Here is a 519-nt window from a genome sequence, read left to right on the forward strand (position 1 = left end):
CCTTAGAGCAGCGATACCCAGCAAGAGCAACTCCATTTTTCCCCTGGCCTAGTGCCTCTTAGGCAGATGTCGGGTAGAGTTGGCGATAGCCATCGCTGCCGTATTGGTTAACCTATGAACAACCCGCCGAGTAGCCCGAATCGGGATTGCTTTTCACAGCGCTCCAGGCAGGGCAACCTAGGCCGGAGCTTCCCCCTCCAGGGTCTGGGACTCGGCTTGTTGTGCGGATCGCTGATACTCGGGGCAGGGGGCGGCCGATTTCTAACTTGGGCCCAGGAAGCGGAACAGCAGCCAGAGCCAGAAGTCCCCCTACCGGTGAGAGACCTCGATCCGGCGGTGCAGATCCGAGTTCGGAACGAGCTGGTTAAACTTTGCGGAGATTACCGATGCGAAGGCTATCGCTTCCCCGTGCGGGTTTTGGTCAGGCCTGAAGATATTCTGGAAACTCTGCTGGAGCGGCTGGATACAGAGATGCTGCGGGAGGTGGATCGGGTGTTTCAAACTCGGCCTGACTTGAAC

General features: G+C 58.2%; 1 pseudogene. It reads left to right on the plus strand.

Annotated features, from left to right (window positions below):
* Positions 1–114: 114 nt before the first annotated feature.
* A pseudogene (locus tag NW858_RS13135) lies at positions 115–519 on the plus strand (hypothetical protein); the annotation flags it as partial.

The sequence above is a fragment of the Synechococcus sp. H55.10 genome (genome assembly GCF_047502715.1).
Classification (GTDB): Bacteria; Cyanobacteriota; Cyanobacteriia; order Thermostichales; family Thermostichaceae; genus Thermostichus.